General features: G+C 52.0%; 15 protein-coding genes. 14 read left to right on the top strand and 1 reads right to left on the bottom strand.

Annotated elements, in window-relative coordinates; genetic code table 11:
- Window position 1 precedes the first annotated feature (1 nt).
- The 8 genes from JRI95_00985 to JRI95_00950 all read left to right on the top strand — a co-directional run bounded on the left by JRI95_00985 (window position 2) and on the right by JRI95_00950 (window position 8,985).
- Complete coding sequence (locus JRI95_00985; GenBank protein ID MBW2060116.1) at window positions 2-748, top strand: ABC transporter ATP-binding protein; 747 nt, start codon at window positions 2-4, stop codon at window positions 746-748.
- Between the two features lie 231 nt (window positions 749-979).
- On the top strand, window positions 980-1,759 hold the full coding sequence (locus JRI95_00980) for an SDR family oxidoreductase (GenBank protein MBW2060115.1): 780 nt from the start codon (window positions 980-982) through the stop codon (window positions 1,757-1,759).
- A 41-nt stretch (window positions 1,760-1,800) separates the two neighbouring features.
- Entirely contained in the window at window positions 1,801-1,941 is a 141-nt protein-coding gene (locus tag JRI95_00975) for a hypothetical protein (GenBank protein ID MBW2060114.1), read from the top strand.
- Between the two features lie 194 nt (window positions 1,942-2,135).
- Complete coding sequence (locus JRI95_00970) at window positions 2,136-3,332, top strand: acetyl-CoA C-acetyltransferase (GenBank protein ID MBW2060113.1); 1,197 nt, start codon at window positions 2,136-2,138, stop codon at window positions 3,330-3,332.
- A 443-nt stretch (window positions 3,333-3,775) separates the two neighbouring features.
- Window positions 3,776-4,048 carry a hypothetical protein gene (locus JRI95_00965; GenBank protein ID MBW2060112.1) on the top strand — a complete coding sequence of 91 codons (273 nt, stop codon included), beginning with the start codon at window positions 3,776-3,778 and terminating at the stop codon, window positions 4,046-4,048.
- A gap of 36 nt (window positions 4,049-4,084) precedes the next feature.
- Entirely contained in the window at window positions 4,085-4,828 is a 744-nt protein-coding gene (locus tag JRI95_00960; GenBank protein MBW2060111.1) for an ATP-binding cassette domain-containing protein, read from the top strand.
- A 134-nt stretch (window positions 4,829-4,962) separates the two neighbouring features.
- A complete protein-coding gene (locus tag JRI95_00955) occupies window positions 4,963-7,443 on the top strand; it encodes a TIGR03960 family B12-binding radical SAM protein (GenBank protein MBW2060110.1) in 2,481 nt (826 codons plus the stop codon).
- Window positions 7,444-7,452: 9 nt separating this feature from the next.
- The gene (locus JRI95_00950; protein MBW2060109.1) at window positions 7,453-8,985 is read left to right on the top strand and encodes an Rne/Rng family ribonuclease; all 1,533 of its coding nucleotides are present in this window, start codon (window positions 7,453-7,455) and stop codon (window positions 8,983-8,985) included.
- Window positions 8,986-9,018: 33 nt separating this feature from the next.
- Here JRI95_00950 and JRI95_00945 read toward each other — a convergent pair whose 3' ends face one another.
- On the bottom strand, window positions 9,019-9,390 hold the full coding sequence (locus JRI95_00945) for a hypothetical protein (protein MBW2060108.1): 372 nt from the start codon (window positions 9,388-9,390) through the stop codon (window positions 9,019-9,021).
- Here JRI95_00945 and JRI95_00940 point away from each other — a divergent pair.
- The 6 genes from JRI95_00940 (at window position 9,378) to JRI95_00915 (ending at window position 14,793) form a co-directional block, all read left to right on the top strand.
- Complete coding sequence (locus JRI95_00940; GenBank protein ID MBW2060107.1) at window positions 9,378-10,520, top strand: hypothetical protein; 1,143 nt, start codon at window positions 9,378-9,380, stop codon at window positions 10,518-10,520. The genes JRI95_00945 and JRI95_00940 overlap by 13 nt on opposite strands.
- A gap of 57 nt (window positions 10,521-10,577) precedes the next feature.
- Complete coding sequence (locus tag JRI95_00935; GenBank protein ID MBW2060106.1) at window positions 10,578-11,288, top strand: ABC transporter ATP-binding protein; 711 nt, start codon at window positions 10,578-10,580, stop codon at window positions 11,286-11,288.
- A gap of 50 nt (window positions 11,289-11,338) precedes the next feature.
- Window positions 11,339-12,526, top strand: a complete 1,188-nt coding sequence (locus JRI95_00930; protein ID MBW2060105.1) for an ABC transporter permease — start codon at window positions 11,339-11,341, stop codon at window positions 12,524-12,526.
- A complete protein-coding gene (locus tag JRI95_00925) occupies window positions 12,523-13,794 on the top strand; it encodes an FtsX-like permease family protein (protein MBW2060104.1) in 1,272 nt (423 codons plus the stop codon). Before JRI95_00930 ends, JRI95_00925 begins: the two co-directional genes overlap by 4 nt.
- Window positions 13,791-14,534 carry an outer membrane lipoprotein-sorting protein gene (locus JRI95_00920; protein ID MBW2060103.1) on the top strand — a complete coding sequence of 248 codons (744 nt, stop codon included), beginning with the start codon at window positions 13,791-13,793 and terminating at the stop codon, window positions 14,532-14,534. The genes JRI95_00925 and JRI95_00920 overlap by 4 nt, the downstream gene beginning before the upstream one ends.
- 85 nt (window positions 14,535-14,619) lie before the next feature.
- Entirely contained in the window at window positions 14,620-14,793 is a 174-nt protein-coding gene (locus tag JRI95_00915) for a hypothetical protein (GenBank protein ID MBW2060102.1), read from the top strand.
- Window positions 14,794-14,913: the final 120 nt, after the last annotated feature.

Below are 14,913 nucleotides of genomic sequence, written 5' to 3'. Positions count from 1 at the left end.
GCTGCTTGAAGTCGCGAATCTCACGGTCCATTATGATAAGGCCATGCTCATCAACGACCTGAGCATGCATGTTGATGCCGGTGAATTGGTCAGTCTGGTCGGTCCCAACGGGGCAGGCAAATCTACTCTACTCAGAGCCATCACCGGCCTCGTCGCCTGGGAAAGGGAGATTACACGCCGGTCCGTCGGCGAAGACGTGACGATAAAAGGGACGGTGACCTTCGATGGTGAGAGAATAGATGAGGTCCCGGCCCATGAAATTGTCGCCAGAGGCTTGATTCACTGTCCGGAAAGAAGAAGGCCTTTTCGTGAGATGTCCACGCGCGACAACCTCCTGGCCGGCGCCTACCTCCTGAAAGATAAAAAGGAGATCGAGGAAAATCTGGAAAAGGTGTATCAGCTTTTCCCGGTGCTTAAAGAGCGAGCCAAACAGATTTCCGGGACCCTGTCTGGAGGTGAGCAGCAGATGCTGGCCCTTGGCAGGGCGCTCATGTTCCGACCCAAACTGCTCTGCATTGACGAACCCTCAACCGGGCTTGCCCCCATGATACGTAAGGAGGTTTTTGACCGAATTGCTGACATTCGTGATCTGGGCATCACGGTCCTGCTCGTGGAACAGGAAGTCAGCCTGGTCTTCAAGATGGCCTCGCGAAATTACGTCCTCTCATCAGGGAAAATCATTGCCCAAGGAACCGGCGAGGAACTGCTACAGGATGAAATCATCCGCAAGACCTATCTCGGGCTCTAACCCTTGTTCCCCCGCCAACGGTCTCCCGAAAGCGGGCTGATTCAATTACTTACATTCAAGACCCTGTAAAAAACATGAATGTCTTCACCACGTCTCCGGCTTCATACATGTAAATGCTGGACAACTGCCTCAGGGTTGGGTATTCTTCCGATAGCGTCACAAGGCAAGGCACGGACAGAGGTTATGAACCGATCCTGAAAGGCAAGAAAGCTTCAAGGAGGTTAGTTTAATATGAATAAAGAGGTTGCATCCATGTTTTCTTTGGAAGGTAAAACCGCCCTCATCGCCGGGGCCAGCCGAGGCATCGGTGAGGAAATCGCCAGAGCCTGCTCCCTGGCCGGGGCAAAACTGGTCGTGAGCAGCCGCAGGCCGGAAGGCATAAAAGAGGCGGCCGAAAGAATCCGCCAAGCGTCCGGCGGTGAAGTGCTGCCCGTGGCCTCCAACATTTCATCGGCCGAAGACCGGAAAAAACTGATTGAGACGGCCATGGACTGGGCCGGGGGGATAGATATCCTGGTTAACAACGCCGGTACAAATCCGGCCTGGGGTCCTCTGGAGGATGTCTCTGAATCGGCCTGGGATAAAATTTTCGAGGTGAACCTGAAAGGACCGTTCCTCCTTTCCCAGCTTGTCTTCCACGCCTGGATGAAGGATCACGGCGGCTGTATTCTTAACACCGCTTCTTTGGGCGGGTTCTCCACCTCATCCGGAACCAATGTTTACAACATAACCAAGGCCGCTCTGATTCATCTGACCAGGTGCCTGGCCAGCGAGTGGGGAAAGAACGGTATCCGGGTCAACGCCCTGGCTCCGGGTTTGATAAAGACCAGACTGAGCCAGGCGCTCTGGGATCGGCCTGATAGCGAACAGGTCGCTGCAAACTGGCCTGTTTCCCGGCTGGGCAAGGTGGAGGATCTGGCCGGTATTTCTCTGCTCCTGATTTCAGACGCCGGGTCCTTTATTACCGGTCAAACCTGTATTATTGACGGTGGCTCGTCGGTTGCTAGGTAGTTGAAGATTCCCCTTATCAGGAACTTTTTAATGAGGAATAAGTGAAACAGTATCGTGTCGCGGTCGGGACAGTCAATGACAGGAACGTTTTATGCTTGCTTACTGTTTCTAAAATTCCTATAATCATGGGCCAGACAAATGGGGCGATCTTCAGGAACATGATGGCTTCGGCCCGCGGCTGAAAGGAGTTTCGGAAGTATAACAACTCGGTGACGTGATCGCTCTGCGGTTAACAGGGGAGAACATGTATCATGCGGACGCTTATGATATACCAGGTTTTCCGGACCGCAGGGCTCAGTGAGCCCAGGTCGGCCAGGTGGCCAATCAGGTCTTAATTCACATTTTGTGTGATAAAAATGCCTAAGGAGGAAAAATCATGAGAGATGTAGTAATCGCAGGATATCTAAGGACGGCGCAATCTCGGTCCCGCCCAAGGGACCCTGGCAGAGACTGGCTTCATAAGATGAGAGGCGATGAATTGCTGGCCATGCTGCTCCCGGAGCTATTGAAGAGAGCGAATGTGGAACCCAAAGAAGTGGATGACTTTCTTGTCGGTTCCGCCATGGGTGTCAGCGAAAATTGGACTTACGGCGGCCGGAGTCCGATATTTTTAGCCGACTTTCCTGAAACGATGCCAGCCAAATTTGTGGATCAGCAATGCGGGTCCGCCATGGCCGCGACGCATATTGCGTATATGGAGATCGCCACAGGCAACGCGGACATCGTGATGACAGGCGGAATCGAACACATGACCCGTGTGCCCATGGGCGGCGGCGGTGACGCTATCAAGCCCAATATGAAGATGTTTACAGACGAAAAATATAAGCACTGGGACTTCGCCACAGCCATGAACATGGGTCTGACCGCTGAAAAACTCTTCAAGCTCTCAGGCAAGTTCACCAAAGAGGACATGGATGAATGGGCGATGCGCTCCCACCATCGTGCCGCAGAAGCTCAGGAGGCCGGTTTTTTTGACGGTGAGATCCTGCCTATCGAGGCCGAGCAGGCGGATGGGAGCACCATGAGCGTCAAAGTTGACCAGGCCGTTCGTGCGAGCACGACCATGGAAGCTCTGGCCGGACTCAAGGCTGCGTATGTTGAGGATGGAGTCATCACCGCCGGTGTATCTTCACCCCTCAATGCCGGGGCCACCTCGCTGCTGCTTATGGCAAAAGAAACAGCCGAAAAGAGAGGCCTCAAACCCATGGGCACCATTCGCGCCATCGGCTTCGCCGGTGTGGACCCCACCATCATGGGCGCCGGACCCGTGCCGGCCACGAAAAAGGCCTTGAAGATGGCCAGTATGGAGGTCAAGGACATAGATTTCTGGGAAATCAACGAGGCCTTCTGCATCGTGACCCTGAACGCCATGGAAGAGCTGGGGATTGACCCGGAGAAGGTTAATATCCATGGCGGCGGAGTGGCCATCGGCCATCCCCTGGGAGCTACCGGAAATCGTCTCATCGGGACCCTGGCCCGGATCTTGGAAGAGCAGGGCGCACGTTGGGGTTGTGCCACGGCCTGCTGCGGCGGCGGACAGGGTGTGACCACAATCATCGAAAAAGAAGATTAATAACAGTAATCATTGATAATCCTGGCGCCGGGAGGGCACAGACTCTCCCGGCGTTTTTTTTCTAAAACAGCTTTTACAAGAAGTTCCTTCTGAAAAGATCGCTTCAAATACTTGCCGCACGGCCGCGGTTCCTCAGACAGACGCGGCCCTGATAATTTTCAGGATTATCCTTTAAGAATAGGTTCCTTTAGCAATCCTCGCATCCGAGAAGGGGGATTGTCATTTTTGTAGAATCAGACATAAGCCTGCCAAATACGCCTGCTAAATACGCCTACCAAATAAAAAAGCCGGTACCCGCTCTAATTGCGCAGGTGTAAATATCTCAGGAAGGTTCGGGTCGGTTCATAAAGCTTGCTCACGAGGTTTAAAAATATTATTATAACTCCTGAGTCGTTAGTTTTTAAATTGGCCCTATTTTGCATAGCTTAAGAAGGGAGAAGATTATGGAGAAGATCGATTCGGCCAAGGTTGCCGCTCAAATCGCGGACAGGCTGAATCGGCCGGCTGACGAGAAAAACCCGGCGTTTTTTTTCAAGATTGAGGAGAAGTCCTTCGAGGTTGTCAGTTGCGAGCCGGTCGAGGGTGGAGAAATCAAGGTGTGCTTTAAGTTCGAGGGGATGGTCAACCACTTGGATGAGCCTGTGACCTATCTGGCCAGCGGTTCGGTTGTGGTTCAAACCAGCGGAGATATCAGGCCTGAAAGCATTGAGTTCTGATTCAGCAGTTTAACCCCCTGCTGGGGACATATCGAAATGGCAGAGGAAATACTAATCATTAAAAATGTGGTCAAGTCCTTCAACGGACAGCGGGTCCTTGACGGCGTCTCTTTAACCGTTCAGGAGGGAGAGTATGTCAGTCTGGTCGGTGAGTCTACGACGGGCAAGACGACCCTTTTTAAAATTATTGTCGGCCTCATTCCCCCTGACAGCGGGCAGGTCATCCTTTTTGGCCAGAATATCACCGCGATGAATGAATTTAAAAAAAGAAACCTGCTCAAAAACATAGAGATGCAATTTCAATCCGGCGCCCTGTTCGATTCCATGACCGTTCGAGAAAATATCAGATTCATTCTGGACGAGGAAACAAATCTTTCTCACAAAGAGAAAGACGAGATTATCGAGCGGTTGCTCCGGGGTGTGAACTTATGGCACGCCATTGACAAATACCCTTATGAGCTTTCAGGTGGTATGCAAAAGAGGGTGGCTGTGGCTCGTACTCTCTCGACCTCTCCACGGCTGGCCCTGTTTGACGAGCCGGCGGCCGGGCTGGACCCTGTGACCTCGGCCCGTATTATCAAGGTTATAAAGGCTCTGGTAGCTGAACACCGAATGACAATCATCGTTGCCACGACCAGCGTTCATATGGCTCAAGAATTTGCCAAGCGTTTCGTTTTGCTTAGAAACGGTCTTATTCACACCGACGGCCTATGGTCCGAACTCCTGGTAAGTGGCGACGATTATACTAAAAAATTCCTCAGCCGGGATCTGAAGCTTTAATTCGGCTCCTTTGATTTTTTAAGGTTGGAATTTTTTACGGTTCCCTCCTGAAATCCCCTTCAAGAACTTTCTCGAAAACTAAGCGAGCAATGGATTGGTTGTGAGTTTTTATCAAAATAAGGTATCAATGCAATATGATCGAGAGGTTGGATAAGGTCACACGACCTGGGCGCTACCTCGGCGGCGAGGTTAACGCCGTTGTGAAGGATGAGTCCGACGTGGACCTGAATATCGCTCTGGCCTTCCCTGAAATTTACGAAATCGGGATGAGCCATCTCGGGCTTAAAATCCTCTATGGCATGATTAATGAACACCCGAGGTTTTGGGCCGAGCGGATTATGGCTCCCTGGATTGATAGGGAGGATGAGCTCAGGCGGCAGAAACGTCCCCTCACCAGCCTGGAATCCGGCCGACCTCTGGCCGAATTCGATCTGATCGGATTTTCTCTCCAGTATGAACTCACCTATACCAACGTCCTGAACATGCTAGACCTGGCCGGTCTGCCTTTACTGGCCCGGGAGCGGGGATCGGAAGCGCCTTTGGTTGTCGGTGGCGGGCCGTGCGCTTTTAACCCGGAGCCTGTGGCTGACTTTTTTGACTTTTTTTATCTGGGCGACGCTGAAGCCGGTTTCATGGAAATATTAGACCAGCTAGCCAGGTGGAAGTCAGCCGGGGGTTCCAAGCTAGAGCTATTGATCAGCCTGGCCGGCCAGCCAGGCGTTTACGTGCCTTCCTTTTTTGAACCGGTTTACGACTCCCGGGGCTGCTTGATCGAAGTTAAACCGCTTCGATCAGGCTACGAACAGGTCAGCCGGGCCATTGTTCCGGATCTCGATTCGGCCTACTTTCCAGAACAGCCTGTGGTGCCCCTGACCAAGCCGGTGCATGATCGTTTGACCCTGGAAATCGCGCGCGGCTGTACTCAGGGCTGCCGCTTCTGCCAGGCCGGATTCCTTTATCGCCCTGTCCGGGAACGAAGTCCAAGGCGTATTCTGGAGCTGGCCGCTTCGAGTCTGGCTGCGACCGGATGGAATGAAGCCTCCCTTCTTTCTCTTTCGGCCGGGGATTATACCTGCCTGCCTCAGTTAATGACCGCTTTTATGGATGCTCACGCGGCAAATAACGTCGCTCTTTCTCTGCCCAGCCTCAGAGTCAAAAGCCTGACCCCTGAACTGATGCGCCAGATCAAACGGGTCCGGAAAACCGGCTTCACCATAGCGCCTGAAGCCGGGACACAACGCCTCAGAAATGTGATCAACAAGAACCTGAATGACGATGATCTAATCACTGCCGCCCAGGAGGCCTTTCGACTGGGCTGGCGCCTGATCAAGCTTTATTTCATGGTCGGTTTGCCTACCGAAACTAAGGAGGATGTAGAGGCTATCAGTAACCTGGCGCGGCGAGTCAGGTCAGATTCCAGAGGCCAGGTAAATGTCAGCTTTGCCACCTTTATTCCCAAGGCCCATACGCCGTTTCAGTGGGAGTCCATGCTGGACCTCGGTGCGATGCAGGCCCGGCTGGACATGCTCCGCCGCCGACTCAAGGGACCGGGATTAAGGCTCAAATGGAACCAGCCTGCTTCGAGTCTCTTGGAAGGCATCCTGGCTCGAGGAGACCGCCGCCTGGGGGCGGTGCTGCAAATGGTGCAGGCCAGGGGAGCCCGCTTTGAAGGGTGGACTGAACAGCTTAACCTGAATCTCTGGCATGCGGCCTTGGCCGAAGCCGGTTTGGACCCGGGAGCCTACCTCCGGGCCAGAGAGATGGAGGAGGTTTTACCCTGGTCCCATCTCAATTGCGGAACGGCAGTGGAATACCTGAAGGCCGAGCGGGAGAAGGCCTTTCAGGGCCGGATGACGGAAGACTGCCGTGAGGGCGAAAGTGCCTGCGGCCAGTGCGGGGTCTGTGACTTTGTCAAAGTCAAGCCGCGTCTTTGCGGCCCGGATCAGGATATTCCCGTGATCGTTAGAACCCCCCCGGCCAGGGGTCCGATAAAACGGCTTTGGATCAATTACGCTCGGGAGGGTCCGGCCCGTTTTTTAAGTCACCTGGAAACAGTGGATGTTTTTGTTCGGGGCCTTCGGCGGAGCGGCCTTAATCTTAAGATGAGTCAGGGGTTCCATCCCATGCCGCGGCTTCATTTTGCCACACCCCTCCCGGTTGGGCTGGCCAGTCTGGATGAATACGCGGAGGCGGAATTCATCAATCCGCCGGAGATGGATAGAATTCGGGAGCTTCTATCCGGCGCGCTTCTGCGTGGCTTCACGCTTTTAAGGGTTATGAACGCGCCCAGTCATGGGACGAGGCTCAGAGCCAGGGGAGCACGCTATAAGGCCACGGCCGTAAAAGACCTTTTTAATCCCGAGACTCCGGATCGAATCGCCAGGCAGGATAGGATCATGGTGACGAAAAAAGGGAAGAAAGGACCCAGGGAGGTGGACCTCAAACCACTGCTCGGGGGATTAAGGGTCTTGACGGAGCGTCAGATTGAAATTACTCTGTTTATTGGGGCCGGGGCCTCGGTGCGGGTTGATAAGGCGGTTGAAGTGCTGTTCGAACTTACCCCGGCTGATGTTGATCAGATCGAGTTCCTTAAAATAGAAACCTTACTATCATAAGGATGACAAATGAATAATGAATTAATCATCAACGTCCGGTCCTATGAAACCCGGATCGCACTGGTTGAAAACGGGACCGTGGTCGAATTTTACCTGGAGCGCCCATCCACGGAAGGTATTGCTGGTAACATATACAAAGGTAAAATCATCCGTGTCCTGCCAGGTATGCAATCCGCTTTTGTGGATATTGGTCAGGAACGCGCCGCATTCCTATACGTGGGCGACGTTTATGACCAGGAAAGAGAGTTTGAGCAGATGCTTACCACGATGGAGCGGGAAGGAAACAGCCTCTCAGAAGTAAGTCCTGACCTCGAAAAAACCCGGAAAATAGCTAATGACCGCTTCCAGATCGAGGACCTTTTACACGAAGGTCAGGAGATCATCGTCCAGGTTTCCAAGGAACCGATAGGCAACAAAGGAGCCAGAGTAACCTCTTACGTCACCTTGCCCGGCCGCCACCTGGTGTTTATGCCGACCATAAAGCATATTGGAATTTCGCGGCGTATCGCGGATGAAGAGGAACGTCAGAGGCTGAAGCATATTATCGAAGATCTCAATGTTGCGGAAAATGGTTTTATCGCTCGTACCGCCAGTGAAGGTGTCTCGATGGATAGAATCAAACCAGAAATGGAGTTCCTGATCAAACTCTGGAACCGTATTCAAGAACAGGCCAAACACGCCCAAATTCCCAGCCTCCTCCATCAGGACCTTGACGCCCCTCTCCGCGCGGTTCGGGATCTGTTTACCCAGGAGGTGGACCGCCTGGTGGTGGACTCTGAAAGCGAGTATAATAAAATTCTCAAGTTCATTGATACCTTTTCACCCCACCTGAAATCATCAGTCGAACTTTACCGGGGCCCAGGACCCATCTGTGATTATTACGACCTGGAAACCGAAATCAACCGCGCCTTGGCCCGAAAGGTCTGGCTCAAGTCCGGAGGCTACATTGTGATCGAAGAGACCGAAGCCCTGGTGACCATTGACGTGAACACCGGCCGTTATGTGGGCAAACATAATCTGGAGGAGACCATCATCAAGACCAACCTCGATGCGGTCAAGGAAATCGCATACCAGCTGCGCCTGCGAAATATCGGTGGATTGATCGTTATTGACTTCATTGACATGGAACGCGAGGCCAACCGGGAGAAGGTCCGCACGGCCCTCATTGACATCCTGCGCCGGGATAAGGCCAAAACCAATGTTTTGAAGATGTCTGAGCTGGGTCTGATCGAAATGACGCGCCAGCGCACCCGGGACAGCATCGGCCGCGTCCTGAGCGAGCCGTGCTTCTACTGCCAGGGGGAAGGGTGCCTTCTTTCCGAGACCTCGATCTGCTACGAGGCCTTTCGCGATCTGGAGCGAGAAGCCGTACAATCTTCCGCCATTTCGATGACCCTGACGGTGAACCCCAAAATCAAGGAACGGCTGCTTGATGAGGAGCAGCATTCCTTGAACGAGCTGGAACTGAGGCTGGGCAAACACATCACCGTCCGGGAGGACCCCAGCCTGCACCTGGAGAATTATCGCGTCGAGACTGGTTGAAACTAGTGGCCATATAAGCTGGTATGATAATGTTCAGAAATGTAAAATTGGGGAAATTGGGAGCTTTAAAAAACTTAGTTCGCGATTGTAAAGCACACATAATTCTGAAAAAAGAACCCCGATCTGATAGAAGATTTCCTCCATACCGACCTCGACATACATGCCTTTTTCCCGCGCATAATAGCCTGGCTGCTGGAGGCGCGGGCCAGGGGCGATATCCGGCCGGAGGCCCGTCCTGATTTCCTGCTGGCGGCCTTTGACAGAGTTTACTACGCCCCGGCCAAGGACGATGATTTGCGAAAACTGTACCCGGATATAGCTGAATTTATCAAAGAAATATTTAACTTCTTTTTTTACCAGATCATGGGAAAACCCGCGGCGGAGTGACAGGCATGCTGGTTTCATCACGCCCAAGACTCGGGCTGATACTATTCCTGGGAATTTTGGGGACGTTTCTTATGAACGCCGGCCAGGGATTCGGCCTCACTTCGGAATTGAAAGGCCAGTTATCCGGTTTTACCAGCGAAACCCGTAACCAGGGTACCTGGCAGAACACTACCGGCCTGCGTTACATCCCGCAGTTGACCCTCACCCATCCCTTGAGCGGGTCATCTTTTCTTGGAACCGAAATTTCCCTAAATAGTCTTCTGCGGTATGACAGTCTGGAATCTGAAGGCGACTTGAATGTGAATCTATACCGACTGAAACTGCGTCTGGCCACAGCCCAGACTGAGACCCGCATCGGTCTTCAAAAAATAAACTTCGGACCGGCCTACCTGCTCCGCCCCTTGCAGTGGTTTGACCGGGTAGTTCCCTCCGATCCCTTGGGTCTAACCAAAGGGATATACGGACTCCGGTTCAAGTACAGCGCGCTCAACAACGCCAGTTACTGGCTCTGGGGTCTTGTCGGCAACGACGAACCAAAGGGACTGGAGAGTTTGGCCTCGGTGTCCGACGTCCCGGAATACGGCGGACGCCTGGAATATCCGATTCCATCCGGCGAACTGGCTGTTACCTTTCATCGCCGCCGGGTAAATGGTGACGCGATTCAGCTCCCTGATTTTACGGAAAATAGATACGCCCTGGATGGACGATTCGACGTGGGGGTCGGTCTGTGGTTGGAATCGGTGGCAATTCAGCAAAAATCAAACTTGCTCCCCTTTGAATGGACAAAAATGCTTACCCTCGGTCTTGATTACACCTTTGACGTGGGGCACGGCCTGTACTTCCTGATCGAGCACCTGACCACGGTCTCGTCAACATCTTTATTCAAATGGGATGAGGATTCTCAGATCACGGCCTTTTCGTTGAGCTATCCCATCGGCCTCCTGGACACCTTGTCCCTCATCGGTTACTATTCATGGGATTTTGATAAACATTTCTTGAACTTAACCTGGCGTCGCACTTATGACAGCGTAGTTTTTAATGTAACCCTTTTTCATTCACCTCAAGCCCCGGCAAACGCACCGGCCTTTGAGACAAACTCGTTTTCGGCCGGTTACGGAGCCCGGATCATGATAATATATAACCATTAAAATAGTAACGTAACAGCCCATCAGATAAATGGACCGCAGAAATTCAAGGAGAACAAAATGGAAAACAACACTGTGGTGAGAACGGAAAATCTGGTCAAGCAGTATCCAATCGGCGGCCGAAAATTTACCGCTTTAGATGATATTAACTTGATCATCAAACCCGGGGAATTTACCGGCCTCGTGGGACCCAGCGGGTCGGGCAAAACCACTCTGTTAAACATCATCGGTGCTCTGGATAATCCAACTGAAGGCAAAGCCATCGTAATGGGGAGCAATACCAGCGAGCTGACCCACAAGCAGTCGGCAAAGCTGAGAACCGAACACCTGGGATTTATCTTCCAGACCTTTAACCTGCTTCCGGTCTATACCGTTTTCGAAAACGTGGAGTTTCCCCTGCTTTTACTCGACATGACTTCCTCTGAACGAAGAGACGCGGTCACCCAGGCCATCGAATGGGTTGGGCTGTCCGATAAGATCAAGTCCAAACCGGCTCAGTTGTCTGGAGGCGAATGCCAGCGAGTGGCTATCGCCCGGGCCATGGTCAAGAAGCCCAAGCTGGTCCTGGCGGATGAACCCACAGCCAACCTGGACGCGGCCAATTCACACCACATACTGGAAACCATGGAGCGGCTGAATAAGGATCTGAACACCACCTTTATCTTCGCTACCCACGATGAGAAGGTTATCGGTTATTTGCGCCGGAAGATAACTTTAGTCGATGGGAAAGTTTTTAATGACAGCCAGATGGACCCTCGACCGGCGAAATAATTTCCAGCCAAGGGAAGTAACTCGCAGAAAGAAAAGAGAGGAAATTAGACATGCTGATACCTAAATTAGCTTTTCGAAACATCGCGGGCGCTGGTGTGAGAACCTGGCTGAATGTCTTCGTGCTGTCCATCGCCTTTGTCACCATTATCTGGGTACAGGGGTTGATCGAAGGCATGGGCAAATTCGCCATGGACGATATGATTGACAAGGAGATGGGCGGCGGACAGTTCTGGCATCGAGTCTATGATCCATATGATCCTTTGACCGTGGAGGACGCGCACGCCCGGCCTTCACCCCAACTGGCCGAACTGGTTTCCAGACACCAGGCCGAACCCATCCTCATAACCACAGGGGCCATCTTCCCGGACGGCCGGGCACAAAACCTGCTCATAAAGGGGATCAACCCTAAGCAGGAGATTATCAATCTGCCGACATCGGTCCTGGAAGGCAGTGATCCAGGCATCATTCCCGCGCTGATAGGGACCCGTATGGCCAAGCAGACAGGGCTTAATAAAGGTGATTATGTCACCATGCGCTGGCGTGATATTCACGGTACCTTTGACGCCATGGATATTCAGATTGTTGAAATCATGAACGTAACCGTGCCTTCGGTAGACAACGGCCAGGTCTGGATACCTATCGAAAACTTGAGAAAGATGCTTCAGTCTTCACCTGACGAGGCCACTCTGTTTGTTTTAGCCAAAGACATAGACATAGAAACTATTCCTCAGGAATCCGGGGAATGGATATACCGCGATCTGGATTACCTGCTAAGCGACATTCTGGAACTCATTAAAACCAAATCAGCCTCAACCACCATCCTGTACGCCCTTCTCCTGGGTATGGCCCTGCTGGCCATATTCGACACCCAGGTCCTGGCTATATTCCGGAGACGCAAGGAAATGGGCACACTCATGGCCCTGGGTATGACCAGAGGCAGGATCATCAGCCTTTTCACCCTCGAAGGGGCCATGCACGGTATGCTGGCCCTTCTGGTGGGCGCGGTTTACGGCGTTCCTCTCCTTTATTTGACCGCGAAAAAAGGTATCCCGCTCCCTGAGGCCATGAGTGATTTTGGAGTGGCCATATCCAGCACACTCTATCCGAGTTATGGGGCCAAACTACTATTTGGAACTATTCTGCTAATCTTAATCACAGTAACCATTGTCAGTATGATACCCACCCATAAACTTGTAAAACTCAAACCAACCGACGCGCTGAGGGGGAAATTATCATGACCTGGTTTTTGCTGAAAGGCTTACTGAGAGACCGGCACCGGAGCCTCTTCCCCATACTGGTCGTTATTGGGGGAGTGGCTGTTACCATACTATTATTTTGTTTCATGCTTGGTTATGCCGATGATATAGCCATTACCAGCGCCAACCTGGATACCGGCCACGTCAAAGTGATGACCCAAGCCTACTCTGAGATTGCCAGCCAGGTGCCGAATGACCTGGCAATTACAGGTGCCGGCGCCCTGGTAAAAGAGCTGAAAACCGGTTACCCAAACATGGATTGGGCGGTAAGAATCAAGTTTGGCGGTTTGCTGGATTTTCCGGATGAAAAAGGGGAAACAAAGGCTCAGGGTCCGGTATTCGGCCTGGCTCTGGATTTAATCTCTCCTGATTCACCGGAACGCCGGCGGCTCAACCTGGAACGAGCTCTAGCCAAGGGACGTTTGCCTCAATCCGCGGGTGAGGTTCTGATCAGTGACAAATTCGCGCAAAATCTGGGTATAAAAATCGGGGAGATGGCCACCCTTATAAGCTCCACGGTAAACGGTAGTATGGCCATCCAGAATTTCACCGTGGTGGGTACCATCAATTTCGGGGTCGGTCCCATGGACCGAAACGCCATGCTGGCTGATCTGTCAGATATCCAATATACGCTGGACATGGAAGACAGCGCCGGTGAGATCCTGGGGTTTTTTAAGAATCAGGTGTTTCAACGGGTCGAGGCGGATGAGGCTGTCAAACGTTTTAACACAACCCATACAAAAGAAGATCCGCTTACACCGATCATGCTTTCCCTCCGGGATCAGAACGGCCTCGGGGAATTATTGGACCTGATGGGCATCGAAGTAGCTATCATTGTCATCGGTTTTATATTTGTGATGTCAATTGTCCTCTGGAATACCGGATTGATGTCGGGTTTGAGACGTTATGGTGAGGTCGGAGTGAGACTGGCCTTCGGGGAATCCAAGCGCCACGTTTACTGGTCTCTGGTGTATGAATCATTTTTGATCGGTATTATTGGCTCGATCATCGGAACCGCTTTTGGATTGGGTTTCTCATTCTACCTTCAGGAATACGGCCTTGATTTTTCAAATATGACCCAAGGCTCAAACATGCTCATGTCCAATGTAATGAAGGCCAAAATCGTACCGGCCAGCTATGCGATCGGTTTTATTCCCGGTCTGGGTGCGACCGTTATCGGTACCCTGATCGCCGGTATCGGAATATTCAAACGGCAGACATCGCAGCTTTTTAAGGAGTTGGAAACATGAAAAAGATAGTACTGATACTAGCCCTGTTTTTGCTGGCCTTCGGCTCGGCGGTTCAGGCTCAGACCGCGGAAGAGGTTCTGCGGAAAGTTGACGAGAACATGGTCCTGGATCAGGCCATTAGTGTGACCGAAATGACCATCCACGGCCGCAGCGGCACCCGGACCATCAGGGCCAGAACGTGGATAAAAGGTCGAGACCAGGCCTTTGTCGAGTATTTATCCCCGGCTCGGGAAAGAGGGAAAAAAATGCTCAAAATTGGAAATAAAATCTGGAATTACACCCCGGAACCAAATGACCGCATCATCGCCATTTCCGGCCATCTCCTCAAACAATCGGTCATGGGCTCAGACCTTTCTTACGAGGACATAACTGAAAATGAAGGATTATATGAAAAGTATCAGGCCGAAATGACAGGCCGGGAAAGCATATTCGGTCGGGACTGCCTGGTATTGAGCCTGACGGCTAAAACGACAGATGTCACTTACCATTCACGAAAAATATGGGTTGACGCCGAGAGATGGCTGCCGCTCAAAGAGGAACGGTTCGCCCGTTCCGGCCGGTTGCTGAAAAAGACGGAAATAACGGAAGTATTTCAGGTCGAAGGCCGCTGGTACCCGAAAAAGATGAAGTTCAAAGACATGCTTTCCAAAGGCAAAGGCACGGAATATATAATCGAATCTATTGATTTTAATGTGAAAATACCTGATCACAAGATGACCAAAGCCGCGTTGCGGAAATAACACCTTATCAGGCCACGAGCTCCGGGACCTTATCTATGCCAACTACTATGGCCGCACCTTCCTGGGCGCGATTCGCAGGGTGGTCATGCCTGTCGGCATGGTATCCCTGGCCGGCGGCCCCCTCTTCGCGGCCCGGCTCAAAGATGCCACGGGCAGCTACTGGCTGGCTTACCATATCTTTCTTTTCATCTTTATCGCGGGCGCTCTGGTCATGTACCTGGCCAAACCGCCTGTGAAACCGGAAGGCAGGCGTGTTTGACTTAGAACGAAAAATATTTTAATTTTTAGCACATGAAAGACCGCTGCAGAAACCGGCAGCTGAATATTCCATATAAGGATGAACAAGCAATGCAAGCACAACAACGAAAAAGGAGGGAAA

The sequence above is a fragment of the Deltaproteobacteria bacterium genome (assembly GCA_019308995.1).
Taxonomy (GTDB): Bacteria; Desulfobacterota; Desulfarculia; order Adiutricales; family JAFDHD01; genus JAFDHD01.
Note: the sequence above shows the minus strand (reverse complement) of the source record. Positions and strands in the feature narration are given on the sequence as shown.

What these genes read in the sequence shown, in the direction of transcription:
- JRI95_00925 (MBW2060104.1), top strand. Translation starts at nt 12,523, where the DNA reads ATGACCTGGTTTTTGCTGAAAGGCTTACTGAGAGACCGGCACCGGAGC.
- JRI95_00955 (MBW2060110.1), top strand. Translation starts at nt 4,963, where the DNA reads ATGATCGAGAGGTTGGATAAGGTCACACGACCTGGGCGCTACCTCGGC.
- JRI95_00915 (MBW2060102.1), top strand. Translation starts at nt 14,620, where the DNA reads ATGCCTGTCGGCATGGTATCCCTGGCCGGCGGCCCCCTCTTCGCGGCC.
- JRI95_00935 (MBW2060106.1), top strand. Translation starts at nt 10,578, where the DNA reads ATGGAAAACAACACTGTGGTGAGAACGGAAAATCTGGTCAAGCAGTAT.
- JRI95_00930 (MBW2060105.1), top strand. Translation starts at nt 11,339, where the DNA reads ATGCTGATACCTAAATTAGCTTTTCGAAACATCGCGGGCGCTGGTGTG.
- JRI95_00965 (MBW2060112.1), top strand. Translation starts at nt 3,776, where the DNA reads ATGGAGAAGATCGATTCGGCCAAGGTTGCCGCTCAAATCGCGGACAGG.
- JRI95_00920 (MBW2060103.1), top strand. Translation starts at nt 13,791, where the DNA reads ATGAAAAAGATAGTACTGATACTAGCCCTGTTTTTGCTGGCCTTCGGC.
- JRI95_00970 (MBW2060113.1), top strand. Translation starts at nt 2,136, where the DNA reads ATGAGAGATGTAGTAATCGCAGGATATCTAAGGACGGCGCAATCTCGG.
- JRI95_00945 (MBW2060108.1), bottom strand. Translation starts at nt 9,390, where the DNA reads ATGAAACCAGCATGCCTGTCACTCCGCCGCGGGTTTTCCCATGATCTG.
- JRI95_00980 (MBW2060115.1), top strand. Translation starts at nt 980, where the DNA reads ATGAATAAAGAGGTTGCATCCATGTTTTCTTTGGAAGGTAAAACCGCC.
- JRI95_00950 (MBW2060109.1), top strand. Translation starts at nt 7,453, where the DNA reads ATGAATAATGAATTAATCATCAACGTCCGGTCCTATGAAACCCGGATC.
- JRI95_00960 (MBW2060111.1), top strand. Translation starts at nt 4,085, where the DNA reads ATGGCAGAGGAAATACTAATCATTAAAAATGTGGTCAAGTCCTTCAAC.
- JRI95_00940 (MBW2060107.1), top strand. Translation starts at nt 9,378, where the DNA reads ATGCTGGTTTCATCACGCCCAAGACTCGGGCTGATACTATTCCTGGGA.